The organism is Thermoleptolyngbya sichuanensis A183 (assembly GCF_013177315.1).
Classification (GTDB): Bacteria; Cyanobacteriota; Cyanobacteriia; order Elainellales; family Elainellaceae; genus Thermoleptolyngbya; species Thermoleptolyngbya sichuanensis.
The window spans coordinates 5110563-5137369 of record NZ_CP053661.1 but is presented as its reverse complement, the minus strand read 5'-3'; the positions used below and the strand labels follow the sequence as shown (position 1 = coordinate 5137369).

Here is a 26807-nt window from a genome sequence, read left to right as displayed (position 1 = left end):
GCAGGCTTGCTACGCAGAGAGCGTCCGACGCTTGGTGATCAGGCGATAGACTTCAATGATGTCACCTTCCTGCCAATCCTTGAAGTTGTCTACGCCGATGCCGCATTCGTAGCCTGCGCTGACTTCCTTCGCGTCTTCCTTCATCCGCTTCAGCGAGTCGAGGTTGCCCTCGAAGATGACCTCGCCGCCGCGACGCACGCGCAGTTTGCTGTTGCGGATGACCTTGCCTTCCTTGACATAGCAGCCTGCAACGGCTCCCTTGCCCACGGTAAACACAGCGCGGACTTCTACCTGGCCCAGCGGCTCTTCCACCAGTTCAGGTTCCAGCAGACCTTCCATTGCGCCTTGGATGTCATCCAGCAAAGCATAAATCACGGTATAGTCGCGCACATCTACATCGGCCTGGTCGGCTGCCTGACGCGCCCCACTTGCAAAGGTTGTGTTGAACCCGATGATTACGGCGCTGCTGGCGGCCGCTAGGTCTACGTCAGTTTCGGTGATCTCGCCCGGAGCCGCCAGCAGCACCCGCACCTGCACTTCTTTTTGGGGAAGCTGTTGCAGCGCTGCCAGAATAGCTTCGACCGAACCCTGTACGTCTGCCTTCAGAATCAGGTTCAGCTCCTTCAGGTCGCCCTCTTGGGCCTGGCTGGAAATCGTATTCAGGCTGACGCGACGAGAGGACATGGCCTGCTGCAAGCGAGAGAGACGCTGCTGATCAGTGCGGTTGCTGGCGATCGCCCGCGCTTCTTTCTCATCCAGATAGACATCGAACTCGTCACCCGCAGCGGGCACATCGCTCAGACCCAGCACCTCGACCGCAAAGGATGGCTTACCCTCTTCCACCCGCTTGCCGCGATCGTCCACCATTGCGCGGACTTTGCCGAAGACCGAGCCGGCCACCAGGATATCGCCAACACGCAGCGTGCCGTTCTGAATAAGCAGCGTCGCCACCGGGCCTTTCGCCTTGTCCAGATGTGCTTCGATCACTGTACCCTTGGCAGGGCGATCGGGGTTGGCGTAGAGGTCTTCCACCTCAGACACCAGCAGGATCATTTCCAGCAGGGTGTCCAGGTTCTCTCCTGTCAGAGCGCTAACGGGCACCATAATGGTGTCGCCGCCCCACTCTTCAGCCACCAGCCCATATTCAGTTAGCTCTTGCTTCACGCGATCGGGCTGGGCTTCTTCCTTGTCTACTTTGTTAATGGCGACCACGATGGGAACTTCAGCCGCCTTGGCGTGGCTAATTGCCTCGATGGTTTGGGGACGCACCCCGTCATCCGCCGCCACCACCAAAATAGCGATATCCGTCACCCGCGCACCCCGTGCCCGCATGGCGGTAAAGGCTTCGTGACCCGGCGTATCCAGGAAAACGACCTGCTGCGTCTCGCCGTTATGTTCCACATCAACGTGATACGCGCCGATGTGCTGCGTGATGCCCCCTGCCTCGCCCTGAGCCACCTTGGTCTTGCGGATCGAGTCGAGTAGGGTCGTCTTGCCGTGGTCTACGTGACCCATGATGGTCACCACAGGCGGACGGCGCTGGAGATTTTCTAGATCTCCCGCATCCAGCATTTCTGTGACTTTCTTCGCCTCTGCTTCAGGCGCTTCGGTATCCACCAGAATGCCCATCTCTTCCGCCACCATTGTCGCGGTGGGGATGTCGAGAACCTGGTTTACCGTGGTCATGATGCCCTTCATAAACAGGGCGCGGATGACTTCGGTTTCGGGAACAACCAGCATATCAGCGAGTTCTGCCACCGTCAGGCTGCCCGTGAGGGTAATGATTTCGGGGCGCTGGCGAGTTTCCTGCTGTTCGCGGCGATCGCGCCGACTAAAGCGCTCGTTGCTAGAACCCCCGCGCCGCCGCTGCGTCGGTGCAGCCACCGCCACGGGCTTTGCTGGAGCTTTTTGGCTCTTGGGCTTGGGCGGGCGCATCAGCGAAATACTGAGGGCGGTCGGGGCCGAATCATCTCCGTCGGCTCCATCCAGCACCTCATCCAGATCGATGTCTTCGTCGTCGTCCAAAACGTTGGGCGATCGCCGCTTGGACTTCACACCGGCCTTAGCCACCTTGTTGGGATTTTCCTCGTCTTCCTCCTCCCAATCCTTGCCGCGCTTTGCCACCTTGGTTGGTGGCGTGGGCTTTGGCTTGAGCGTGGGTGGCTCTGCCAGGATAGGCATACCGCCTGCGCTGCGGGTGTCGGCTGCGCCAGACTCTTCGGATGCGCTCGGAGCCATCGGACGAACGGGCTTGCGACGTAGCTCCAGCACTGGCTTGGCGCGCAGTACAGGTGGTTCAGAAGTTTCTGTAATACCAATGCGGCGGGGGGCAGACTCACTGGCTTCTCCAGAGCGGGACTCTGGGCGAGCAGCGGTGGGCGATCGCCGAAGCCCTTGGTCATCGCCTCCCACTCGCATGACCACCTGATCACTGCGATCGCTCGCCTTCTTCAGAACTGGGCGGCTCACGGAACTCACAGACTCTGTCTGCACAGGCTTAGAAGGCGGCCCCATTAAAGAGGGCTGTTCTTCGGGCAATGGTGCAGACTCAGCCACTTCAGGGCGCACAGGAGGCGGCTGGGGCGCGTCAACTGGAGGAGACTCTACTTCTTTAGGTGCTTGCGACTTGGGTGCTTCCGAAACGGGAGTCGCAGGCTTTTGCACAGCAGGAGGAGTGGCAATTGGCCGAGGCTCAACTGTCCGTACCTCAGCAGGCTCTGCTGCTGGACGATCCGGACGCACCGGCGCAGATGAGGTGGGCTGCGGGGCTGGAGCAGGCTGAGCTTCTGGCCGCTTAGGTGGCTCTACCGCAGGGCGATGGCGACGGACTTCAAGAATTTGCTGCTTTTTAACAGGCGGCTGCACGGCGCTCTGTTTTCGTTGAGGCATAGAAGAAGGCGTTGAAGTAGGCCGGTGAACAGGAGGGGTATGGGATGCAGAAGGGCTATGGGCAAGCCGCTCGGCCGCTGAGCGGATGCGGGCTGCCTCAGCTTCGGAAATAGTGCTGCTGTGGCTCTTGACCGGAATATTCAATTGTTCGCAAACGTCCAAAATCTCTCTATTATCCAGATTCAATTCCTTTGACAACTCGTAAATTCTCACCTTACCGTTCATCCACTCTCCCCTTCTTAGCCAACTGAGATTTTCACATAATGTTGCTTCGCTTTCCTAACGAGACGACGTGACAAGACGACGTTTACAATGCTCGACAGTTAAAGCCCAGACAAAAACAGCTTTAGGCTTGCTGCGTTGACTTTTGTTTCTAGTCCTTGTTCTAGCACTAAGGCTTCGAGAATTCACTGCCCATCAGGTTGAGGTTCTACAAATGTCTCTTGCCGCATCTGCAATGAAACCCCGAACTAGAGCAGAACACAAAACTAAAACAAAGCTCTCCTGGGTTGAAGGCACGCCCTTATCTGGCCGAGGCTGCCCAAAATGCTTAGTGGTTGAAGGCTCGTTCTCCCTTAAAGTCAACACAACGTAGAGTCTGGCACCTAAAGTCTGGCATCCAGCCGATTTGATCAGTTGTAAGTGTCTCCGTGTCGGTCATTGAATCTCTGTGGCTTTTACCTGGCCCATACCTAACTTGAGCGTCTGACAATGGGATTGCGACAGACCACTCCCCTAGAGTAACAACTCTCAGAAAGTTCCCAGGACAATCATTGGGTTTGCCCCAGCGAGTCTAGCTCCTGAGTGGAGTCCACAGCGATACGCTGCCGCAGCGTTTGATAAACGGCTTCAGGTACAGACACTTTTAATGACTTCCCTAGCCTATCTTTCCTTTGGGCTGCCTGCAAGCAGCTAGCCGTCGGGCACAGGTAAGCCGATCGACCCATCCCATAATCTAATTGTATCGTCTGAGACGGATATACCCGCACGATTCGCCAGAACTCTGTCTTGGGTGCAAGTCTTCGGCAACTGAGACAGCGACGATAGTTAGGCGGTGACATGACCGTTTTCAGAAAATGGCTCAGGCGGGATTTGAACCTGCGACCTTGGGCTTATGAGTCCCCTGCTCTAACCACTGAGCTACTGAGCCAGCAAAGCTGCAACTGAACGCCTTGAGCCAGTTTTAACTAGCAAGCTTGATTCTACCTGCTTGGTTTTACCAGACTGATAGCGTTCTAAATTTTAGCCTTTATTAAGATAGCATATCTGACTGGTGGATTAGGGCGATCGCCCGCTAGAAAATTTCTGCAATTTGCTCGGAACCCACAGCAGAACTGGGGCGATCGCCCATCCTGCGCCGCTTAAAACTCTCCCTCTAGGGCGGGAATGCAGCGTTCGCAGAGCAGCGGATGCTCAGCAGACTCGCCAACGTGAGTGGAATAATTCCAGCAGCGATCGCACTTTTTGCCTTCGGCATCGACTACGCCAATGCTGAGGCTGCCTGCTTCGGCGCTATATTTCAGATCGGCCAAGATGCCAGGGGAATCGAGCAAGTCCACCTGAGAAGCCAGGAAAAGATAACGCAACTCGTCTACGCCGTTGCCGCTGAGGCTGCTGGTGGGGTTGAGCGCCTCAAGCTGTTGCCGAAAATCGACATCTGCTGCGTAGAGCAGCACCTTGGCCTCCAGCGACGAGCCGATTGCCTTGTCGTTCCGGGCTTGCTCCAGCACCTTGTTCACTTCGGTTCTCAAATCACGCAATTTTTCCCACTTCATCGCCAGTTCGGGATTTTCCCAAGATGCTTCCAGCTTGACCCAGCCGGACTCAAAGACGGACAGGTAGGGGGTTTTGTAGGGCAGAAATTGCCAGATGTCCTCCGCTAGGTGAGAGAGGACGGGGGCGATCGCCCGTGCCAGATTTTCGATTGCGACGGCCAGCACGGTCTGGCAACTGCAGCGGCGGGGCGCATCGGCGGCGCTGATGTAGAGCCGATCCTTGGCAATGTCGAGGTAAAAATTCGACAAGTCCACTACGCAGAAGTTCTGCACCGTCTGGAAAAAGCGGAAAAACTCGTAGGTCTTGAAGGCATCCGTGATGTCGGCAAACACTTCCGTCATTCGGTGCAGCATATAGCGATCGAGTTCGGGAAGCTCGTCATAGGGCACGGCATGAGTCGCTGGGTCAAAGTCATGCAGGTTGCCCAACAGGAATCGGGCCGTGTTGCGGATCTTGCGATACACGTCTGCCATCTGCTTCAGGATGTTTTTGCCCAGCGGCACATCCGAGGTATAGTCTACCGACGACACCCACAGCCGCAGCACATCCGCGCCATAGGCTGGCTCCTCCTTCTGGTTTTTGCCGCCTTCAATGACGATGGCCGGATCGACCACGTTTCCTAGAGATTTGCTCATCTTGCGCCCCTGTTCGTCTAGCGCAAAGCCGTGGGTCAGCACGGTCTTGTAGGGCGCGTGACCATTCACAGCAACGCTGGTCAAAAGGCTGGACTGAAACCAGCCCCGGTGCTGGTCTGAGCCTTCTAGGTACATTTCCACGGGATAGTGCAAACCCTCTCGCTGCTGGGCCACTGCTGCCCAAGACGAGCCAGAGTCAAACCACACGTCCATCGTGTCGAAGCCCTTGCGGTAGCTGCGCCCGTTGCTGCGATAGGGTTCAGGCAGCAACTCTTCGACCGACATCTCCCACCAGGCATCGGAACCGTGTTCAGCAAAGATTTTCTGCACATGGCTGATGGTGTCGGCATTCAGCAGCGGCTCGTTGGTTTCCTCGTCATAGAAAACGGGGATTGGCACGCCCCAACTGCGCTGGCGCGAGATGCACCAATCCGAGCGATCGCCCACCATCGCCGTAATCCGGTTTTCGCCCTGTGCAGGAATCCACTCCACTTCTTTGATAGCCCGCAGCGCCTCTTCGCGGAAGCCTTCGACCGACGCAAACCACTGCTCCGTTGCCCGGAAGATTGTCGGCTTCTTGGTGCGCCAATCGTAGGGATAGCGGTGGCCGTAATCCTCTTCCTTCAGCAGGGCCCCAGCCTCCCGCAGCGCCTTGATCACGGCAGCATTGGCATCGCCCAGCACGTTCAACCCAGCAAAGGGCCCCGCCTCCGCCGTAAAGTTGCCCTCGTCGTCCACAGGTGACAGCACGGGCAGCCCATAGCGCTGTCCCACGATAAAGTCATCCTGACCGTGCCCCGGAGCCGTATGCACCAGCCCCGTGCCGGATTCTGTAGTGACGTAATCGCCGCCAATGACAATCGGACTCTCCCGATCAAACAGCGGATGGCGATAGGTGGAAACCTCCAGCGCCTTGCCCGAAATTTCTGCCTGCACGCTCAGCGATGTGCCCAGCACTTGCGTCAGTCGCTCCACCAGATCCTTGGCCACGATGAGGTGTGCAAAGGGGGTTCCCAGTTCACCCTTGAGCTTGCTGCCCTCATCTTTGACGACAGCGTAGGTCAGTTCGGGGTTAACGGCTACGGCCAGATTTGCGGGAATTGTCCAGGGCGTGGTCGTCCACACCGCAACACCCAGGTCGCTCAAATAAGGTTGCAGTGCCGTTGCCCCATCGCCCAAGCTGATCACCGGAAAGGCGGCATAGATGCTGCGAGAAACGTGGCCTTCGGGATATTCCAACTCGGCTTCGGCCAGCGCAGTGCGGGAACTGGGACTCCAGTGGACAGGCTTGAAGCCGCGATAGATATAGCCTTTCAGCACCATCTGCCCAAACACGCCGATCTGCGCGGCTTCGTAGTCGGGGGTGAGGGTCAGATAGGGATGCTCCCAGTCACCCCATACGCCGTAGCGCATAAAGCTGGCGCATTGCTGCTGCTGTTGTTCTAGGGCCCAGGCTTTGGCGCGGCGACGCAGTTCAATCGGGGTCAAGCTGCGCCGCTCTTCGGGCTTCATTGCTTGCAAGACTTTGACCTCAATGGGCAGCCCGTGACAGTCCCAACCAGGGATATAGCGAACTTTTCGCCCGTTCAGGAGCTGGAACTTGTTGATGGTGTCCTTCAAAATTTTGTTCATGGCGTGCCCGATGTGCAGCGCCCCGTTGGAGTAAGGCGGGCCATCATGCAGCACAAAGGGTTCGCCGGGGTTGGATTGCGACAGCTTTTCGTAAATTCGGTTGTCGGCCCAAAATTTCTGAATTTCTGGCTCACGCTTGGTGGCGTTGGCCCGCATGTCGAATTGGGTTTTGGGTAGGCTGACCGTATCTTTGTAGCTTCCGGGTTCTGTCGCTGTCACGGCGGTTGCAGGGTGAAAAGAACTGTGGTTTATCGAAACTATTATCAACCAGGGTTGAGCAACTGGGGGGCATTTTTGCAAATCTCCCCTGGCCGGGTAAGGAGGGATGGAGGGCGATAGAGTGCTTCTCGGTAAATTTCACGGGATTGGGCTATCTTACAAGGCATATCCTCAGGCTTGCATCTGCGATCGCCCCTATGGACGGCTTTTTCCCGACCTCTTCGCTATTGGGCAAGCGCCCGTCCACGGTTGGACTTCCTGCTGGAGGGTCAGCTTTCCTGGCAGGAAGTGCTTTAGGGCGATCGCCCTCGTCTCAGCCATTGTCTCAGGGCCGTTCTATCCGGGATCGTCCAATCAAACTCCGAGCATCGTTGGGGATGGTCAACCCCGGCGGGGGGAGTCCTGGGGTCATCAGTCCCGATGTGCGCCTGCCGAGGCGATCGCAGCTGAACCAACCCCCCGCGCCGCCCCTAAAGCTCAACGACACGGTACGAGGCCACCTCACCCTGCAAGATTGGCGAAATCTGCTGCGAGGCGGTCGCTTTGCCAAGGACTTTGTGATTGTGGGTGGCAAGACCGAGCGGCGCGTGGAGATTCGGCTGCGATCCCAGGCGTTTGATGCTTACCTGGAGCTAATCAGCGATCGCACGGGCCAGCCTCTTCTATTTGGCGACGACCTGAGTACGCGCAACACCAATGCTCGTATGGTGTTTACCCCGAAGGCGGGCGATCGCTACCGGGTGCGCGTAAGCAGCGCGTCTGGTGGGGCAGTGGGTGGCTATACGCTGATCAGCACAGTGACCAGCCGCACGCCGTCTGCGGACGGATTCAACTTCTACTATGGCTATGGCCGGGTGAACGCAGCGGTGGCGGTCGCGCGGGTCTTGGGGGCGTTGCCAGGGGCGGTGAAGCGGGAGGGCGATCGCCCCTGGCTCACCCCCAGCTACAGTCCCACCGCAGGCAACCAAAACATTCTGGGACAGGGCATCACGGTTGCCGTGATTGACGACGGGGTGGATTTGTCTCACCCGGCACTGGCAGACAATCGCTGGGCAAATCCGGGCGAAATTGCCGACAACGGCATCGACGACGACGGCAACGGGCTAGTTGATGATGTCTCTGGCTGGAGCTTTGTGGAGGGCAACAGCCAGTTTGCCCGCTATAGTGGCGAACCCCCTGGATTGGACCATAGCGAACACGGCACCCACGTCGCCGGAATTATCGCCGCCAAGGGAGATGGGGGTGCTATTTCTGGTGTTGCCCCGGCTGCAAAAATTATGGCGCTGCGGGCGATCGCCAGCCACACCAACACGGGCAGTCCCCAGTTTGACGACTCCATTGCCGCCAGCATCATCTATGCCGTCAACCACGGCGCACGAGTGATCAACCTCAGCCTGGGCAATTACATTGGTGATCCTGTCATGAGCAAAACGGTTGCGGCGCTGCGGTTTGCTGCTCAGCAGGGCGTGGTCGTGATTGCGGCGGCGGGCAATGAGCGCGAAACCCTGGGTGCTGTGCTGCCGATCGAACCCGCGCTGTATGCCAGAGAGGGACTGGCGATCGCCGTGGGGGCGCTGGCGGGCGATCGCCGCATGGCCACCTTCTCGAACCCAGCGGGCGATCGCCCTTATCCGTTTTTGGTCGCTCCCGGTGCAAATATCTACTCCACCGGGCTGAGAGGCGGGTATGTCTACAAATCCGGCACATCAATGGCGGCTCCCTATGTCGCGGGCGTAGCGGCACTCATGCTCAGCGCCAACCCCAGCCTGACTCCCGCATCAGTAGCGGCAATTCTAGCGGAAACGGCTGATGCGTCAGGAATTGAAGTCGTTTAAAGCCCGACTTACTCCAGCAAATCTGGCTCTTCCCACACGATTTTGTCATAGAGCGACTGGAAGCAAAACCAGCCCATAAAATGCGTCCCGACCTGGCTGTAGGTGAGGCTGGCGACTTCGTGGGGAATAGCGACAGGTTTGCCGACGGCTTCGGCCATCAGTTGCGCCTGACAGGTGCGATCCATCGTGATGAACCACCACGCCGCTTCATCGACCGAGTGCCCAACGGTCAGCAGCCCGTGGTTGCGGAGAATCACCGCTTTGCGATCGCCCAGCACTCGCCCAATCCGCTGCCCTTCCGACAAGTCCAGCACCACGCCCGTATAGTCATCAAACAGCGCATGGTCGTCATAAAACGAGCAGGCATCCTGCGTCAGCGGGTCGAGCAGGCGGCCAAGGGAGGCCCAGGCCTTGCCATAGAGCGAATGGGCATGGGCAGCAGCCACCACATCAGGACGTGCCTGATGAACCTGCGAGTGAATCGCAAAGGCGGCCGCGTTGACAGGGCGGCTTCCCTCTACCACCTCGCCCTTATGGTTCACCAGCAGCAGATCCGATACGCGAATGTGCCCGAAATACATCCCAAATGGATTCACCCAGAAGTGATCGGGATGCTCCGGATCGCGGGCAGTAATGTGTCCTGCCACGCCCTCATCGAAGCCGTAGCGGGCAAACAGACGAAAGGCGGCCGCGAGGCGCTGCTTGCGGTGTAGGCGTTCGTCCTCAACACGCTCGAATGTAGGCGGCTGCGGCAGGTTGGGTTGGATCATGGTCAGGCATTTGAATTCAGAATTTCCCTTCCCAGTATGCCTAAAGGTCGGATACGTGGCCCTGTGCTGTCAATTGGGCTTAGGATAACGCCTAAAACCACGCCTAAAACCACGCCTTAAAACGCTGTAAATAGCTGCTGTAAATAGCTATAGCGGTAATCACAAGCGGTCATCATAATCAATAAAGCGAGCCTGTGGCACGGTTCTCCCTACCCCCAAGCTCGCTACTGTGTTCTATTGCGTAACCTGCCTAAACTGCTGTGACCCCCGCCATCGCAGCTTAGGTCGTTACATCAAACGCTCACACCACCACGAAATCGCGTCCTAGCAGCACATTGGTCGTATCGCGTACCACCGCAATCAGGTCGTTGCCACGATAGATCAGCGTGTCTAGGGCTGCCCCACCTTCCAGGCTGCGGGTCTTGTCCAGTCGATACTGGCTCAGCGCACCCTTGACCTGGAACTTGTCCAACTGGAACGCGCTGAAGTCGGTGATGCTGGCGTAGGAGTTGCCCACCGTGTTCAGATAGTAGGAACCCGCGCTGTTGCCCAGTTCAAACGTGTCTGCCCCCAATCCACCGGTCATGATGTCCCGTTCACCTGCATTGTTAGCCGTCGTACCGCCGCGCAGTCGATCGTTGCCGTCGCCGCCCAGCAGCGTATCCGACCCAGATCCGCCTACTAGGGTATCGTTGCCGCCCAGACCGCTCAGCACGTTATTGCCGCTGTTGCCGTTGATCACGTTGTCTCGGAAATTGCCTGTGCCGTTGATATTGGCAACACCACTCAGGTTCAGGTTCTCAAGGTTGGCAGAGAGCGTGTGGCTGACGGAGGCAATCACTAGGTCGATACCGCCTGCCACCTCAGCCGCCACGTCGCCCAGTGAATCGACGATGTAGGTGTCGTCGCCAAAGCCGCCGTTCATGGTGTCATTCCCCAGACCACCACTCAGCAAGTCGTTACCATCCCCACCGTTGAGCGTGTCGTTACCTGCCAGACCAAACAGGAAGTTGTTGCCAGCGTTGCCGTTGATCACGTTGTTCAGATCATTGCCCGTGCCGTTGATATTGGCAGCACCCAGCAGCGTTAGGTTTTCGACGTTGGCAGACAGGGTATGGCTGACGAAGGAGCGGACTTCATCAATCCCTTGCCCGGCCAGTTCAACCACCACGTCTGAGGCAGAATCGACGATGTAGGTGTCGTTGCCAGCGCCGCCGCGCAAGGTGTCGATGCCCACACCGCCATCGAGATAGTCGTTGCCAGCGCCGCCGTTGATGATGTCGTTGCCTGCCAGACCAAACAGGAAGTTGTTTCCTGCGTTGCCGTTGATGATGTTATTCAGTGTGTTGCCCGTGCCGTTGATATTGGCAGCACCCAGCAGCGTCAGGTTTTCAACGTTGGCAGAGAGGGTATGGCTGACGAAGGAGCGGACTTCATCAATCCCTTGCCCGGCGAGTTCAACCACCACGTCTGAGGCAGAATCGACAATGTAGGTGTCGTTGCCAGCGCCGCCGCGCAAGGTGTCGATGCCCGCGCCGCCATCGAGATAGTCGTTGCCAGCGCCGCCGTTGATGGTGTCATTGCCTGCCAGACCAAACAGGAAGTTGTTGCCTGCGTTGCCGTTGATGATGTTATCTTTGGCGTTGCCTGTGCCGTTGATATTCGCAACACCACTCAGGTTCAGGTTTTCCAGGTTGAGGGAGAGCGTATGGCTGACGGAGGCAATCACTAGGTCGATACCGCCCGCCACTTCACCCGCCACGTCGCCTGCCGAGTCTACGATGTAGGTGTCATCTCCAAAACCACCATTCATCGTGTCATTACCTGTCCCGCCATCGAGGTAGTCATTCCCATCGCCGCCGTTGAGTGTGTCGTTGCCTGCTAGGCCAAACAGGAAGTTGTTGCCGCTGTTGCCGTTGATGACGTTGTTCAGGGCGTTGCCTGTGCCGTTGATGTTGGCAGTGCCCAGCAGCATCAGGTTTTCGACGTTTAGGGGGAGGGTGTAGCTAATAGAGGAGCGGACTTCATCAATGCCTTGTCCGGCTAATTCAATCACAACATCGCCGGGCGCATCGACGATGTAGGTATCATTTCCAATACCGCCGCGCATGGTGTCGTTGCCTGTGCCGCCGTCGAGTAGATCGTTACCTGCAAGTCCTTCTAAGATATCGTTGCCTGCTAATCCAAAGATGGAATCGTTAAGTAGGGTGCCGACTAAACGCCGTCTGAAAATTAGAGGAATCCCGTTGACGGTGTCGTTGTCATTGAATTGAGAGCCGATGATAGTGGCCATGTTGAAATTCTCCTTTTGAGGACGCAATATCCGGGCGTCTTTGGTATGGGAGGTTTGGCTGTGGGGTGAAGCCCCCTGTTTAACCTCTGAGGAGTTATCGGAGTGGGTGCGGGGAATTACGCAGGTTGTGCGAATTTTTACAAAAAGAAATCCCTCGCTTGAGTGAAACGAGGGATGAGTGATTCAGATTAAGTATTGAGAGACGAGGTGTTCGAGCTATTCTAGTCCTAATTCTCGCTTGAGCAAACTGATGGATTTTTCACCAATGTAGTTTTCACAGCATTCGATTTTGGGTGGACGAATGATGTGGTCGCGGGAAAGCTGGATGGCGGCTTTGACGCTGGGCAGGCTGGCCTGGTCGCAGATGATGACCTGGGCGCTGCGAACCATTGCGCCCAGCTTGTAAGCATCGTCTGCCTTGGCGGTCATGATCAGCAGTTCTTCGCCCCGCAGGCTGTGAATGATGACTTCGGCTGCTCGCAGAATGCCGGAACTAAGGCTGACGAAGCCGATGCAGGTGTCTTTTGGGAGTCCTTTCATCAGCTTTAGCTCTTTGCCGTAGTCGTAGATATCGACCGGGATGACGCGGACGGATTTGGGAGAGGCGATCGCCTCTGCTTCGCCAATGAAATAGCGACTGGTGACCACTGTGCCGCCCCGCGCCTGATCCAGCACACTTGCCAACTCCTCCATCGGCACCAGTTGGACAGGGATTTGCAGCGCCTGCTGGAGTTCGCGCACCATGAGTTCCCCCGCGCCGATGTCGTAGCCCGGAGCCGTGACCAGCACCCGCGCACTGCACCGCAGCCGCCAGTCGATTTCTGCCAGAAATAGCTCCCGCGCCTGACTGAGGGAACAGCCCTGGTTGAGCAGTTCATCCAGGCTTTTTTGCACCAGCTTGTAGGCCTGGGGATGTTTGGCTAGCACGGGCGATTGGTTGCCTTTGGTGTGGCCTTCGTCGCCTTGGGATTTAACAAAGATGCCCGCACCCGCCTTGGCATCTACAATGCCGTCGTCCTCCAGCATCCGGTAGACCTTGCTGATGGTGTTGCGGTGTAGCCCGGTCTGCATGGCCAGGGCGCGGGTGCTGGGGAGCCGCTGTCCGGGGGGAAACTGGCGGGAGGCGATCGCAAAGCGGATCTGGTTGTAAAGCTGGGTAGAGGCGGGGATTTCGCCGTCGGGCTGGATATGAAACTCGACCATAACCATCTCCAGGGGAGTGTTGAGAGGCTTGAGACAGAGGCAGGGGCGATCGCACCAAGACGTGCACTCGAATACACGCTCAGCAACTTTAGCAAAACAGGCTTAGAAAACAGGCCTAAGAAAAGGCTCAGGAAGCCGCTTTAGAATCGCGCCTGTTAAACATGCCATTGAGACCTGTCTAATCTACGTTACGAAAAGTGTCTACATACCGGATGTGACAGTTTCCAGAATACACAGCCTGAGAAAGTTTGAACCTTTTGCCAAATATTTTTTGAGGGAGCCGCTTCAAAGAGATGCCCCAAGCAGCGCATGAATCCCTCGCCGCCTCTATGAACACGCATCCCAGGCTTGCCGCTAATCGGAGATAGCTGCCCATCGAAGACAATAGAAGGAATGCGCTAGGCTAGGTCGCAAGCCTGGGCACCTTCCATCTGGGTCAACCTCCTTGCCATGTTGCCGCTGCTGACTGTCACGCTGTTTGTCATTTGTGGTTCTGCGCTTTGTTCTTGCACCGAGGCAGCCCTGCTGTCGATGCCGATCCTCAAAGTGCGGCAACTGGCGCAGTCTTCTAACCGGGCTTCTGCCAAGGCGCTGCTGGCGATTCGAGAGAAGATGAATCGGCCGATCGCCACGCTGGTGATTTTCAACAACCTGTTCAACATTCTGGGAAGCATCGTCATCGGCTCACTGGCTGCGTCTGTGCTGAACAGCGCAATGATTGGCGTTTTTTCTGGCGTTTTAACGTTTCTGATCATCATTTTTGGGGAAATCTTGCCGAAAACCATCGGCGAGCGCAACGCCGAAAGCATTTCCCTGCTGGTTGCCATTCCGCTCACCTTGCTGACGCGCGTGTTTACGCCCGTGGTGCTGCTGCTGGAGAAGGTGACGGCTCCGTTTGTCAGTGGCAACCATCGCCCCACAACCAATGAAGCGGAAATTCAGCTTTTGACCACCATTGGCCGCGACGAAGGCGTGATCGAAGACGACGAAGCCGAGATGATTCGCCGTGTGTTTGCGCTCAATGATGCCACGGCGGGCAAGCTGATGACCCCCCGCGTGGCGATTACGTATCTGGAAGGAGAGCAGACGCTCGAAGCCTGTAAGCCCGATATTATTGACTCGCAGCACAACCGTCTGCTGGTGATTGGGGAGACGATTGACGATGTGCTGGGGATTGCGCTGCGGCATGAACTGCTGACGGCGCTGATTGAGGGGCGGGGCGATCGCCCCATTTCTTCCTTTGTCCGCAAAGCCTGGTTTGTGCCGACGAGCCTGCGGGCCGATCGCCTGCTGCGGTCATTTCAAACCAGCCGCGAACATCTGGCCGTGGTGGTCGATGAATATGGGGGCGTGGCGGGCGTGATTACGCTGGAAGATGTGCTGGAAGTCATTACGGGTGAAATCGTGGATGAAACCGATTACATCATCGACATGCAAGATGTGGCCCGTCGCCGCCGCGCCCGCATTTTGAATGAAAATCCGAGCCTGCTAGACTGATGCGCCGACTGCTGTTGCCGTGGAAAACGTTGTGAATACTGGGCTGGAGCAGATTCGCATTGTGCTGGTGGAACCCGCCGGGCCGCTGAATGTGGGGGCGATCGCCCGCGTCATGAAAAACTTTGGGCTGCGGCAGTTGGTGCTGGTCAACCCCCAGTGCGACCCACTCAGCGCCGAAGCGCGGTTGCTGGCTGTCCACGCGGCCGACGTGCTGGAAGCCGCCCAACAGGTTGCAACGCTATCGGAAGCGCTGACGGGCTGCCAGCGAGCAGTTGCCACGACCGGGCGCGATCGCACCACGCTGCCCATTCGCCTGGAATCTCCCCAAGACTGCCTGCCCTGGCTGCGATCGCCCCTAGCTGACGGCACTTTGCCCGCCGCCGCCCTCATCTTCGGCCGCGAAGACTCTGGACTCACCAACGCCGAACTTAACCTGGCCCAGCGCTTCGTGCAAATTCCCACCAGCGAAGCCTATGCCTCCATGAACCTGGCCCAGGCCGTCGCCGTCTGCTGTTATGAACTGGCCGCAGGTCAACAGTCCGCCGCCCGCCGCCCGCAGGCAGGCTGTGACCACGGAACCGATCAAGTCATCGATCAAGTCACCGATCAAGCTATCGATCAAGCCATCGACAAAATCGACAAAGCAGAGGTAAGCAGGCGCAACCCCCACTCCTCCGCTACTCCTATCGCCTCCCTCGACACCCTAGAAGCCTACTTTAACCAGCTCGAAGCATTGCTGCTCGACATTGGCTACCTCTACCCGCACACCGCCGCCAGCCGCATGGAAAAATTTCGCCGCCTGTTCCTGCGGGCCCAGCTTTCAGAGCCAGAGGTGGCGATGCTGCGGGGCGTGCTGAGCCAGATGAAGTGGGCGATTGGGCGGGGGAGTGGTGAAGTTAGGGAATAAAGTTAGGGAGTCGGAGAAACGGGTTCTACGATTCCAACCGGCTGTCACTTGGTTCCCCGCTGCTTTGCCCTTGATCCTTGTTGATGCAGCCAGGGCGCTTGGCATACTGACAGACGCGAGTCCAGAGGGTGGCGCGAGTGCCCGGTGGGCCAGCAGAAAACAGGACGCGATCGCCCGTGATGCCGCCGGGGGCAATCTTGACCCCGCAGGCAGGACAAACTTTCAACCCAGATGATTCAGCAGACGTAGACATAGAAACGGCTCCTCATGCGAAGGGGGATAACTTACCTTTCAGCGCGACGGGCCTAATTTACTCAGGTCGATAGAAAACGTTAACTTTGGAGGTTGCTGCTTATCAGTAACCGCTCCAGCGTCAAGATGTGCTGCGGTGTGTGCCACATCCGGAGTAATTGACGAAGTGGCTGACAACAGTGGTCGCAGAAGTGCAGGTGGCAATTAACAATGCTGAAAAATAAACATTTTCAGCGGTTTCACGGAATGTTTTATGCATGGTGTGGGCTATTAATGAAAGCGTGGAATCAGATCGGGTGCCTCGTTCTAGCAGATCTGGTCATGTTCGTAGCCATTTTCTCTGTCAGGATCTTCCACCCATTCTTTTAATCAGGGTTTCTGAAAGATCGCTCACTGGACTTCTCTGCTGTCCGCTCTAGACTGCATTTCTTAGATATTTCTTGGGGTGTTATTTACGCAGTCTACTCGTCTTCCTTATCCCCTAGTCCAGACTTTTGGGTGCTTTTTGACTCGTTTCTTGAATACTTCTTGCATCGTAAAACAAGACGAAGTTCGTATCCTATTTCATATTTCGAGCAGTCAAGAATTACCGTTTAATCGTGAGTTCTTGAACCATTACTCTGCGTCTATGGCTTCATCCAGAATTCCCGTCTCAGTATTTTCACGGTAATTTTTGCAGGATCTTGATTGAGTTGGACGGGGCGATCGCCATCGAGTGCATCCCACTTTTGGAACCCTCACCCTAAATCCCTCTCCCGCTTTGGGGAAGGGACTGCCAATCCGGCTCTCCTTCTCCCTTTTTGGGAGAAGGGGCTGGGGGATGAGGGCAAACTTGCAGAACTAGGATGCGCCCTCGCCATCTCGTTTTATCGTGAACAAAATCCTGCACTTTGCGTCTACTCAATTAACCCAATTACGTTCTAAAACCTGACTTGATGCAACTTGATTTCCTGCAATCGAAAGAACCTAATCTGGAATGAGAAATGTTTCTTTTTTTGTTTGCAAAAGCGATGATTTTGCCATCCCTGTGTCAGGGGTAAAAAGGTTCGGCGTTAATGCAAGTCTTCCTTCATTGGAGAGAATATAAAGCAAGTAAATTGACCGTCTTCTAGATGAGCATTGACGTTCTAGTAAGGTGAATTACAGCCTGCATCATTGCGTCCGTTTTGCCCCCCTTTTTTGCCCTTTTCGCGTATTCCGTTTCGGCTGATTAGCTTCCATAAACACTTATGAATTCATCTGCTGAGCGTTTGCTTTAGCGTTCCTCAGGACGATTTCTAGCGTGTCAACCTCTGGTTGCACCCTTTCCAGCTAACCATCAGAAAGGAAACATTCATGTCTACAATCATCACGGTGACAACGACCGCTGACAGCGGTGCAGGATCTTTGCGGGCGGCGATCGCCCAAGCCACCAACGGAGCCACCATCCGCTTTGCCGCCAGCCTCCAGGGAAAGACCATCACCCTGACCAGTGGCCAACTCACCCTCAACCGCTCAATTACGATAGACGGCTCGACCGCCCCCGGCATCACCCTCAGCGGCAACCGCAGCAGCCGCATTCTGCAAGTTGGGGACAATGCCAAAGTGACCCTACGGGAGCTGACCCTGAGACACGGGCGGGTCACGGGCAACACCGAACAGTCGGGCGGCGGCGGCGCAATCTTGACCGGAAACAGCAGCGAGCTGACGGTGATCCGGTGCCGTTTCCAGGAAAACGCGGCTGGGTTTGGTGGGGCAATCTACACCGGATTTCGCGGGCGGACGCTCGTGCAGGGCAGCACGTTCATCGCCAATGACGGCACGCTTGCCCAAAACGAACGAGGCGGAGGAGCGATCGGCACCAAGAGCGGCGGCGTGCTGACCGTCCGCAATAGCCGATTCCTCCGCAATCGCGGCATCAACGGCGGCGCAATCAATAGCCTGCTGGGTGAGCTAACGGTTGAGAATTCGATCTTTCGTGGCAACGACTCCACGCCAGGCGCGTCTCAACGGGGGGTGAGCGGCTACGGCGGCGCAATCTACACCGACGGAGCCAATGCATCGGGCCCCAACAGCAGCTATGGCCCCATTGGCGGCCAAATCACCCTCCGCAACAGCCGCTTTGAAAACAATCGCGGTGCGGCCCAGGGCGGCGGGCTGTTTCTCTTTGCCTATCCGCCCGACAAGGTGCTGATTGAAAACTGTGCGATCGTCGGCAATACTGTGATTCGCGGCGCTGACGGTGAGGCGCTGGGCGGCGGGCTGCGCCACGGCAATGCCGAACTGACCCTGCGGAACAGCACGCTGGCCAACAACACGGCTCAGGGGCAGGGCGGCGGATTGTGGATTGGCGAATCGTCGCCGACTACTATCGTGAACACAACGTTTTCGGGCAACCGGGCCGACGATGGCAACGGCGGCGGGCTGGGCGGCGCAATCACCTTTGGCAACCGTACCACGTCTGCTGCAACGCTGACCAATGTCACCGTTGCCTACAATCACGCCGGATTCCAGGGCGGCGCGTTTTGGATGGGCGACCAGTCAATTACGCTCAAAAACTCCATCGTTGCGTTCAATACTGCTAGCAATCCCTGGAAGACTCGCGTTCAAACGCGCAGACCGCTCATTGACGGTGGCGGCAATATCGAATTTCCAGGGCTGCAAAGTAAAGATGATCCGCGCGTTGTGGCTAACTCTCGCATCATCGACCCCAAGCTCGATCCACTCCAGGCAAACGGCGGATTGGGGCAGACCCATGCGCTGCTAGCCGGCAGCCCCGCCATCAACACAGGAACGGGCGCAGGCGCACCTCCGATAGACCAGCGGGGGCTGAGCCGGGATGCTCAGCCTGATGTCGGCGCGGTCGAGTTTGGGCGGGGGCTGCGGTGGGAAGGCAGCGCCGGGGATGACTGGCTGGTGGGCAGCACGGGTGGCGACACGCTGTTGGGCAGTGGCGGCAACGATCTGCTGTGGGGCGGCGCAGGCAGCGACACGCTGACGGGCGGCGCGGGGGCGGATACGTTTGTCTACGTTGGCGCAACGCTGAAATCGGCTCTGGCTCACTCGCGGCTGTCGAGCCTGGATCGCATCACGGATTTCAACCCTGCTCAGGGCGATCGCCTCCTGATCGAAGTCAACGGCGAATCAGTGTTGCCCAAGGGTTTGTTCCATGCGGGAACCGTGCAGGGCAGCACCCTGAGGGGGGCGATCGCCGCTGCCTACGCCGACAAAAACCAGCAGCAGGCAGGCAAGCAAGTCCTAGCGATTGGTGAAGCGGTGCTGTTTTCCTGGGGCAGTCGCACGCTGCTCTCGATCAACGCAGAGGGTGCTGGCTTTAGTGCGGCCCAGGATGGCGTGATCGACGTGACGGGGATTGCGCTGTCGCCGCGCCAGCAGCGGGCGGGCGTGCTGCCTGTGCAGACAGTTTTCACTTAGGTGAAAAAATCATGAACCCGTTGGAATGTTTCCTGAAGGAATTTTGGCGTTCCCGGAAAGTCGATCAGGGTCATGCGACTTCGTTCGGTTTTGTGTTTCCTCGACTCGGTTGCTTTGGTTCCGTGTGCATCTACTAATCTCTCCGGAAAGCGTTTAATCTCACGTTCTGTGGCTTGATTTCTAACGTGTTGATAGTTGCTTTATTTCCTGTGCATTTCTTGTGCATTTCCTGTATATTTCTCCTGCATTTCCTACAGCTAACCATCAGATAGGGAACACTCATGTCCACAATCATTACGGTGACGACGACCGCCGACAGCGGTGCTGGATCATTGCGGGCGGCGATCGCCCAAGCCACCAGCGGCAGCACGATTCGCTTTGCCAGCAGCCTGGCCGGGCAAACCATTACCCTCACCAGCGGCCAGATCAATATTCCCGCAGGCAAAAATCTAACTATCGACGGCAGCACTGCGCCGGGGCTAAAAATTAGCGGCAACAACAAGTCGCGCATTTTTAACCTGCAATCGACCTCGGTGCAGCCCACCAGCCTGTCGGTGAAAAATCTGACGCTGATCAACGGCTTCACCACCGAGCGCGGCGGGGCGATCGCCACGGAACACCAGGGCAAGCTAACGCTGGAAAACGTTGTTTTCACCAACAATGTCGCCAACAAGGGCGGCGGCGCGGTGTTCAGCGCCTTTGAAGGCTCCCTGACGGTGACGGGCAGCAAGTTCACAGGCAACCGGGCCACGGCGGGCAATGACGAACGGGGGGCAGGGGCGATCGCCTTTTGGGGCCCCGGCCCGCTGACGGTAAGAAACAGCGAGTTTGTCAACAACCAGGGCATCAACGGTGGCGCGATCAACAGCCTCAACGGCAAGCTCACCATCGAAAATTCCAAGTTTCTCAACAACAGCACGACGGCTGCTTTTTACGACACAGGCAAGCCCAACCCGTTTTTGCGGGGCTTTGGCGGCGCAATCTACACCGACCGCGCCAGTTCCACCAGCGAAGCGTCCGGCTTTATCCGCATTGTCAACAGCGTGTTTGAGGGCAACAAGGGCAAGGGCGAAGGCGGCGCGGCCTACCTCTATACAGGCAAGCAAGATAGCGTCACTATTACGGGCAGCCTGTTCAAAGACAACGCGGTGACGGCACTGCCCCAGGGCAACGGGGGCAACGGCGGGGCGATCGTGGTCATGAGCAACGACCTGAACCGGGGGCTGACCATTAGCAACACGGCGTTTGTCGGCAACAGCGCCACAGGTCAGGGCGGCGGCATCTGGACGATGAAGGCTCCTGCCACGATTACCAACAGCACCTTTTCTGGAAACTCGGTCACTGGCCGCGGACCGAGCAATGTGGGCGGCGGCATGGCGCTCTACAACAACGCCACGATTGTCAACACCACGATTGCCCTCAATACCGCAGGCTGGGTCGGCGGCGGCGTTTCGGTGGCAGGTGGCAGCACTGCGACGCTACGAAACACTGTCTTTTTCAACAACACCGCAGCCAACGGCGGCAACACCTGGAATATCCAGCAGCAGAGCAGCGGCACGTTTGCCAATGGCGGCGGCAACCTGCAATTTTCCACCTTTGCGGGCGGTGCAAACAGCAGCAATCTGGTGTTTTCTGGCATTCGCATTGCCGATCCGAAACTGGGCGGTTTGCAGCAGATGAGTGACGGTTTTCTGCTGTTTCATCCGCTTCTGGAGGGCAGCGCTGCGATTAACGCAGGCGTTAGCTCCGGCGCACCCACGACAGACAAGCTAGGCCGCACCCGCGACAGCAAAATCGACATTGGCGCAGTGGAGTTTGGCGCAACGGGCACAGTGGTCAACCCGCCCACCGAAATCACGGGCACGGCGGCAGACGACATCCTGCTGGGCACTGCGGGTGCGGACGTGTTGCGGGGCGAAGGCGGCAATGACATCCTGCTGGGTAGGGCAGGCGGCGATACGCTGGTCGGCGGCGCGGGAGCAGACTGGTTTGTCTATAGCGCGGGTCGGCAGGGCAAGGCGCTCAGGCAATCGCTGGTCACTGCGCCCGATCGCATTTTAGATTTGAATGTGCTGGAGGGCGATCGCCTCGTGTTCGACTTTGACAACAACCTGACCACGCTGAACCGCCCCAAAGCGCTGTTCAACGCAGGCAACATTAGGGCAAAAACCCTAGAAGATGCCGTCAAGCTGGCCTACGCCGACAAAAATCAGAAGCGAGGCGGCCGTCAGGCGCTCAAGGCAAACGAAGCAGTCATGTTTCGCTGGAAGCAAGAGCTATACCTCTCCGCCAACAACGGCACTGCCAGCTTCAATGCCAAGGATGACCTTGTAGTCAACCTCACGACCGCAACCCTCGCAGAGGGCCACGCCACCCTGGGCGCACTGCCCGTTGCTACCTACTTTGCCTGATCCGACCTATAGCAAAGCGTTTTTGAAGCTAGTGAGGCATAAGACTAAGACACAAGCCCTCGCCTTTCCTATCTAGCGCATGCCTCACCTCGCATAAAAATGCTGTACCCCCGCTTGTAGCAATAGTTGGGGACTTTACCAAAGCGCTGCGCGATAACGACTCCTCGCGCAGCGCTTTTTGGGTATCAGTAAACGCTGTTTGGTAAACGTTCGATATTGCCAGAAGTTTTAATGACAGCGCTTCTTAATCGCTTTTTAGTAATTAGTAAGGCGAGAATGTATAAACCAAACCCAGCGTTGCGCCCACATCGAAGCTATCAAACAGCCCGACGTTGATGCCCGTCGTCAGTGCCAGAAAAGCCGTGAGGGGGATATCAAGACCGCCCGTCAGCAGCAGGTCTAACCCGCTGTCATCGCCAAAGGAGAAGGCAATTCCTGCCCCAACGTAGGGAGCCAGCGTTGTGTATCCCGTCCGAATTGGCTCCAGGTCAAAGGTGACAGGCAGTAGCACTTCTACGTCGTCCTCGATCAGCAGACCTGGGCGAATCGACAGCGTGCGGTTCAGGGCAAACTTGCTCAGGATGGCGAAGCTGGTGTTGCCCAGCGCAGAGTCGCCGCCGATGCCCAGGTTCGCCCCAGCGCCAATAAAGCTGGGGTTGATGCGGGATCTGCGGCCAAGCGTATCAGCCGTGCCGCCGACCGCATCCTGCACATCGGCGATCGTGGGACGACGCACCACCGCCCGACGAGCGCTAAAGGTGTAGCCCAGACCCAGCAGAATGCCAAAGTCTACTTCACGGCCAAAGGGCGCAAGGTTGGCTGATGCTGTGGCCACTAGTGAACTGTTGATCGGAAAATCTAGCCCGCCTGTCAGCAAGAAGTCTACGTTGTTGTCATTGCCTGTGGAAAACGTGAGGCCCAGGCCGGCAAATGGCGCAATGCCCGTGCCTGGCCCGGCAATGCCAAAGTCGTAGGTCACAGGAACGAGAATGCTCACATCGTCTTCGATCAGCAGGCTGGGACGCAGGGAGAGGTAGGGATTGAGGGCAATTTTGCTGAGGACAGCAAAGCTGGTGTCGCCGATGGCGGCATCGCCCGCAATGCCCAAGTTGACCCCCACGCCGATGTAGCTGAAGACATAGCGGACTTCGCGAGGGCCTGTTTGAGCAATTTCGATGGGGGCGGGAACTGAGAAGCTGGGATCGGATAGGTCTGGATCAAGCTCTGTATCAGTATTGGCGATCGCCGGATTGGTTGGCATTGGCTCTAGATCTGCGGCCGTGCCCATCGGAATCTCGATTTCAGCGGCTTCGACTTCATCTGACCCAACCTCAGCGCTCTCGATGCTGGGTGTTGTAGTTAGCCCTGTGGTGCTTTCAGAGTCCGGCTCTGCGTCTGGAACAACCACGACGGGTTCGGGAGCAACGGCTGCTTCGGGAGCCACCTCGACAGATTCCAGTGGTTCGACAAGCAAAGGTTCGACACTCAGTGAGCGAATCGGTGAAAGCGGGGGAATCGTGCTGCGAACTGAGCCAGATTTGGTCGTTGATTCTGCGGCAATCGATTCTGCGGCCGCTGCTTCTGCAACGATTGCTTCTGAAGCAACGGCCGCCTGTCCCCCGACAATGACCGTAGACACCAACACGCTGCCCGACAGCAAGAGGCACTGCCATTGGCGGGTAGATTGCAAATCGGATTTCATGGACTCACTCCTCAAAAGATTTCCTCAAATTTCCTCAACACCAGATGCGATCGCAGCACTACCAAAATAAAGGCGCACCAGCATGTAAACCATTGGAAACTCAGTGGTAATAACGGTAATAACCACGTCAATGTATTGCCTATGAAATACTGCCAGGGTCAAGAGATACCGGAAGGAATGACTCAACCCTGCTTAAAAATGGATGGCGATCAGCCGTCCTGCGCCTTTTTTCGGTAAGTGCTTGCTAATGTCGCTATTTTGTAGGATTTTACAAGGTGATACGTGTCTTTGCTAGATATACCCGATACTTTACTGTCGATCTCATTTACACTACGGGTGTGCTTGAAGTGACGCTAAGGGTATTTTCTCGTAGAGCTAGACCGTTTTGAGTCTTCGGTTTGGAAATTTAGGCTAGAAGTTTTTAGTCCAGGAATTTCTTGAAAATTGACTAGCTCCAGGTTGCAAATTCCAAATTCAAAGGCTTGTGTTTGAATTTCTTAAGGGTGCCTCGATTAATTGCCTTATTGAGAATTTTGGGAGCCTGAAACTCTCGTTTTCTCGTAGCTATTATCAAGAAGATCTGAATTTTTCGAGGTGCCCTTAACAGAGTTGATTTTTTTAACAGAGTTGATTGAGAAACCTATGAGGCATGGCGTTTGGGATGTTCGAGGATTGCGAAATTGGGCGATCGCCCGGTTCTTGCGACTGCGGCAGATGTTTCATCGTCCTTATCGTCCGTCTGTAAAACTAGGCGTAGGACTGGGTTTGGGGCTGCTGCTGAGCCTGCTGCTCAACCTGCTGATGGCTCATCGCGTCAGCGCTGCCCAAACGGTGATTCTTCAGTTTCGGGATCAGCGGCTCTCAGTTCCCTATGCCGAATTGGCGACCTTTGCAGCGCAGAAAACCCTTTCAGAACCAACCCAGGCATTGTTGATTGCCGCAGAGATTGAGCCAGACGCAATGCACCACTGGCTGACGCAGGCGATCGCCCTGCCCAATTTGGACGCACTGCCAGAGCGCCAATTTATCCTTCTCCAGATCAATAAAACCGTGGGCGATCCCCTCGGCAGTGAGCGGCTCGACGAGGTGGAAACGGCCCTTCGCCGCGCCCTCCGAGATGACGGCACGTTTTCTGTGCTGGAACTGCTGCAACAGTATCCCCAACCTGCCGTGCGGCTGGAAGTGGGACGACTGGAGCAAGCCTATACGGATGTGGAACTGGTGGTGAATCGGCTGCTGCCCGTGCTGCGGACGGTGCAGACGCTGCTGCCGGAGTTGGTGTGCGACTGCGCTGCAACGCTTGAAGCCACTCGTCTCAACGTCCAGCCTGGTGACCAAGCTCAAACGGCCGCGGCTGGGTGGACTGAAGCCGCTGCGGCGATCGCCCCTGCCATACACTCGCCCCCCATCGAGTCGTCTGTTCAAACCACTGCTCTCACGGGGGCGATCGCCAGCGCAAAAAACCGCCTGATCGCAAACACAGGCATTCTTGCCGACCCCAGCGCCAGCCCAAAACAGACCGCCAGCCCAAAACAGACCGCCAGCGCTCAGGCTGTGCCCCCGCTGCCAGACTTTGCCAATCGGCGACTGGTGATTGCCTTGGGCCCGCTGCGCCCGTCTATCAGCATTGGCGAACTGACCACCTTTGCCGAAACGGGCTACCTTTCACCCGGATGGCGATCGATGCTACGGATTGCCAAAATTGCGCCTGATCAGTTTCGGGAGGCTTTGAACGACTCCATTAGAGCCAACGCAGTTAACTTAGATGAAGATCTGAATTCCATATTGGGAGAATACGCGCTATTTAAGATTGGCGAGGTGATTCAAACCCCATCCAATCGGGCAAATATCCAGGCGCTGCGGTCTACGCTGGTGCTGTCTGCGGCGGGCGACGGGCAGTTCACCCTGCTGGAACTGTTGCAACGCTATCCGACTTCACAGATTGTGCTAGACGGGTCGCGGCTAATTCGCTTGGGGCAGTTGGTCAATCGCGCACCTTCAACGGCCGACGGGGCGATCGCCTTTGAATCGTGGCTGCTAAACCTGCAAGCCTCCGCCGCCGAAACCGTCTGCGATTGCAATATAGCAACCCCAGGATCACCCGCGCCTAAAGTGGCGATCGCCCCCGAAAAAGTCGCTGAATTCCTGCCCGCCAATTGGCAGCCCGTCCCCGCCCACCGAGAAGAGCGCGGCTTAATCAAAATCGTCTGGCTAGCAGGAACCCCCTACGACATGGGCTATCAGCACGGTACCCTACTGCATGATGAAATCGCCAGCATTGGCGAACGGCCGCTGCGGATCGCTCGGCTGGCAGGTGTAGGGCTGGGGCTAGGGCGACTGGCCAAAAACCGAGCCTTCCCAGAGCTACTAGAAGAATGCCGGGGATTGGCCGATGCGACCAGCGATATCGGCATTGATATGGACGTTTGCATGATGATGTCCTACGCGGACGTGTTCCAAGAAATCCTCGGCTACACGCTGCCGCGAGAGCTGTTTTGGGAAGGCTGTAACCAGTTTGTGGCAACCAACGCCGCAACCAGAGACGGCTATCTCTACCACGGCAGCAGCGTCGATAACAACGAAAAACCCGTCGATTACGTCGTCTACAACCCCATCCTGTTTATCCGGCAGCCGCTTGACGGCCTGCCCCATGTGTTTGTCACCTATCCCGGTGTAATCTGGCCAAACTCTGGGGTGAATGTGGCAGGCATTTCGCTGGGCCTGGATACGGCCCACGCGGCGGATATCACCGAACTGTCGCGGGAAGGGCGCAGCAATGTGCAACTTATGGGGCAAATCTTGAAAACGGCCACTAGCTTTGCCGAAGCCCGCAGCCTCATGGAAACGCAGCCTCGCGTGCGGGGCAACATCATTATGATTACTGATGGCAAGTCGCGGGAAGCAGGCGTATTCGAGTTTACGGGGCGGCACTTGGGCGTGCGTCCCCTCCAAGACAACGGCGTGCTTTACGCGACCAATCATTTCGTCCTGCCGGAGATGTTTGAGCGCCAGCCGCTGCCAATTGACCTTTCGAGTGATCTCCGGTTTCAGCGCTTGGGGCAGCTTTTGGAGCCAGATGGTATCAGTTCTCGCTATGGCGAAATCGACCCGACGGTGGTAGCAGACATTTTGCGCGATCGCACTCATCCCATCACGCTGGAAGCCAGCCCGTTTGATGTGTTTGACGACGATGCTAGTCCCGGCGGCAATGGCGCGTTGCGACAGGCAATTTATGACCCGATGCGGCTCAAGGTGTGGATTGCGGCAGGCGATCCGCCTGTGCCCCAAAATCCGTTTCGCTGCTTTGCCGTTGGGCAACTGCTAGGGTTCCCTGATGCAGCGGGCTGCAACGCCCCGATCATCCCCTAGACG

Annotated in this window: 14 protein-coding genes and 1 tRNA gene; 6 read left to right on the top strand and 9 right to left on the bottom strand. The window is 57.1% G+C overall.

The genetic code is table 11. From position 1 onward, the window contains the following. Nucleotides 1-9: 9 nt before the first annotated feature. The 4 genes from infB to ileS all read right to left on the bottom strand — a co-directional run bounded on the left by infB (nt 10) and on the right by ileS (nt 7088). Entirely contained in the window at nt 10-3114 is a 3105-nt protein-coding gene (gene infB, locus HPC62_RS21250; RefSeq protein WP_172358413.1) for a translation initiation factor IF-2, read from the bottom strand. A 545-nt stretch (nt 3115-3659) separates the two neighbouring features. After that, the gene (locus HPC62_RS21245) at nt 3660-3950 is read right to left on the bottom strand and encodes a YlxR family protein (RefSeq protein ID WP_172358412.1); all 291 of its coding nucleotides are present in this window, start codon (nt 3948-3950) and stop codon (nt 3660-3662) included. A 16-nt stretch (nt 3951-3966) separates the two neighbouring features. Next, nucleotides 3967-4039: transfer RNA gene (locus HPC62_RS21240), tRNA-Met, on the bottom strand. Nucleotides 4040-4250: 211 nt separating this feature from the next. Beyond that, nucleotides 4251-7088, bottom strand: a complete 2838-nt coding sequence (gene ileS / locus HPC62_RS21235; protein WP_216655387.1) for an isoleucine--tRNA ligase — start codon at nt 7086-7088, stop codon at nt 4251-4253. A gap of 440 nt (nt 7089-7528) precedes the next feature. On the opposite strand from ileS, the gene HPC62_RS21230 reads away from it, so the two are divergent. Then, the gene (locus HPC62_RS21230) at nt 7529-8986 is read left to right on the top strand and encodes a S8 family peptidase (protein WP_172358410.1); all 1458 of its coding nucleotides are present in this window, start codon (nt 7529-7531) and stop codon (nt 8984-8986) included. A gap of 8 nt (nt 8987-8994) precedes the next feature. Here the strand turns inward: HPC62_RS21230 and HPC62_RS21225 are convergent, their stop codons facing one another. From HPC62_RS21225 to HPC62_RS21215, 3 genes are all read right to left on the bottom strand, one after another. Next, a complete protein-coding gene (locus HPC62_RS21225) occupies nt 8995-9756 on the bottom strand; it encodes a class II aldolase/adducin family protein (RefSeq protein WP_172358409.1) in 762 nt (253 codons plus the stop codon). A 301-nt stretch (nt 9757-10057) separates the two neighbouring features. Next, nucleotides 10058-12049: a calcium-binding protein gene (locus HPC62_RS21220; RefSeq protein ID WP_172358408.1), complete on the bottom strand. Its 1992-nt coding sequence runs from the start codon at nt 12047-12049 to the stop codon at nt 10058-10060. Nucleotides 12050-12265: 216 nt separating this feature from the next. Then, nucleotides 12266-13252: a GntR family transcriptional regulator gene (locus HPC62_RS21215; protein ID WP_172358407.1), complete on the bottom strand. Its 987-nt coding sequence runs from the start codon at nt 13250-13252 to the stop codon at nt 12266-12268. Between the two features lie 450 nt (nt 13253-13702). Here HPC62_RS21215 and HPC62_RS21210 point away from each other — a divergent pair, with 450 nt between their 5' ends. Next, nucleotides 13703-14749 (top strand): hemolysin family protein, encoded by a 1047-nt coding sequence (locus HPC62_RS21210; RefSeq protein WP_172358406.1) that lies wholly within the window; start codon nt 13703-13705, stop codon nt 14747-14749. A 19-nt stretch (nt 14750-14768) separates the two neighbouring features. After that, nucleotides 14769-15656 (top strand): RNA methyltransferase, encoded by an 888-nt coding sequence (locus HPC62_RS21205; RefSeq protein ID WP_225910583.1) that lies wholly within the window; start codon nt 14769-14771, stop codon nt 15654-15656. A 25-nt stretch (nt 15657-15681) separates the two neighbouring features. Here the strand turns inward: HPC62_RS21205 and HPC62_RS21200 are convergent, their stop codons facing one another. Beyond that, nucleotides 15682-15909, bottom strand: coding sequence for a hypothetical protein (locus HPC62_RS21200; RefSeq protein ID WP_172358405.1), 228 nt, complete (start codon nt 15907-15909; stop codon nt 15682-15684). A gap of 1334 nt (nt 15910-17243) precedes the next feature. Here HPC62_RS21200 and HPC62_RS21195 point away from each other — a divergent pair. Together HPC62_RS21195 and HPC62_RS24060 are read left to right on the top strand one after the other, a co-directional pair. Further along, nucleotides 17244-19322: a choice-of-anchor Q domain-containing protein gene (locus HPC62_RS21195; RefSeq protein ID WP_172358404.1), complete on the top strand. Its 2079-nt coding sequence runs from the start codon at nt 17244-17246 to the stop codon at nt 19320-19322. A gap of 281 nt (nt 19323-19603) precedes the next feature. Next, nucleotides 19604-21733, top strand: a complete 2130-nt coding sequence (locus HPC62_RS24060) for a bluetail domain-containing putative surface protein (RefSeq protein WP_276568589.1) — start codon at nt 19604-19606, stop codon at nt 21731-21733. Nucleotides 21734-21995: 262 nt separating this feature from the next. Here HPC62_RS24060 and HPC62_RS21185 read toward each other — a convergent pair whose 3' ends face one another. Then, on the bottom strand, nt 21996-23435 hold the full coding sequence (locus tag HPC62_RS21185; protein WP_172358403.1) for a hypothetical protein: 1440 nt from the start codon (nt 23433-23435) through the stop codon (nt 21996-21998). Between the two features lie 642 nt (nt 23436-24077). Here HPC62_RS21185 and HPC62_RS21180 point away from each other — a divergent pair. Further along, nucleotides 24078-26804 (top strand): C45 family autoproteolytic acyltransferase/hydolase, encoded by a 2727-nt coding sequence (locus tag HPC62_RS21180; protein WP_172358402.1) that lies wholly within the window; start codon nt 24078-24080, stop codon nt 26802-26804. Nucleotides 26805-26807: the final 3 nt, after the last annotated feature.